This window comes from Enterobacter sp. 50793107, from assembly GCF_001463365.1.
GTDB lineage: Bacteria > Pseudomonadota > Gammaproteobacteria > Enterobacterales > Enterobacteriaceae > Enterobacter > Enterobacter cloacae.
This window is the reverse complement of record NZ_LNII01000156.1, coordinates 1-942: the sequence shown is the minus strand read 5'-3', so window position 1 is coordinate 942 and position 942 is coordinate 1. Positions and strand designations below refer to the sequence as shown.

General features: G+C 41.1%; 2 protein-coding genes. Both read right to left on the bottom strand.

The features are described 5' to 3' along the window. Window positions 1–240: 240 nt before the first annotated feature. Entirely contained in the window at window positions 241–363 is a 123-nt protein-coding gene (locus tag APU11_RS29140) for a hypothetical protein (protein WP_255250421.1), read from the bottom strand. 38 nt (window positions 364–401) lie between these two features. After that, window positions 402–749 (bottom strand): hypothetical protein, encoded by a 348-nt coding sequence (locus APU11_RS19770; protein ID WP_039024874.1) that lies wholly within the window; start codon window positions 747–749, stop codon window positions 402–404. Between the last annotated feature and the right edge of the window lie 193 nt (window positions 750–942).

Here is a 942-nt window from a genome sequence, read left to right as displayed (position 1 = left end):
GCCGAGATAGTGCGGAAAGGAAGGTAGTGCAGGAGTGACAAAAAAGTGCAGGAGCAACATGCGCCAGCGCAGGTTATTTTGGATCACGTCATAAGTGATTGAATTGCATTGGATGCTTGCTTTAGTGGTTAGTGTAAGTCATTGATTTTAACGCCAGCGCAGTAACTTTTGGATCTCGGTATGGAAGACACAAAAAAACCCGGCGCGGTGGCCGGGTTTAATATGAACATTAGAACTGGGTTATGCAGCTTTCTTGTTCATTTCTGCAAGGATAGCATCCTTGCGAGCTTGCATTTCTGCAACGATTTCATTAAGACGGCCAGCCAGTTTAAGCATCTCAGAAATTGTGTGGAGTTTATTCATATGCGCCTCCGCAGTGCCTCGTTTCATCCAAAAGAAAGTTATTTAAAAATTACAGCCCCTTTGAGAATTTTGGAGCTTTGTGCACACAGATCTGGGTTTTTCTGTTTAATATCACGAATCAGTATCTGCGCGGTAAGCAATACCTGCTGTAGGTCAAGAGCGCCAAGTTGCTTGGCTTTGGTATCAAGCTTGAGAATGATCTCATGAACCTCATCAAGTGACGGATCAACGAGCTCATGTAACTTTTCGATACCCAACTCTTCAAAGCTAGTGACAACGAAATCAATCAAAGCCTTCACAGCTATCTGAACCTGATACAGTTGCCTTTCTTGAAAAGAAGCTTCTGCATCTGTCACTTTTACAGCATCTCTAAATTCTTGGGTCACTAACTATACTCCTTATATAGGATCTCTCCAATCGATTTTCAATGCGAATTGGACGATTTCCGCTCAATAAGCACGATTTAGCAATGAAATAATTGACTTTGAAAGGAAACATCTCTATATCGCGCGCACATGATATATATACACTTAAAATCGACTAAAAGAACACAAACTTTATGATGATTTTCATCAATCA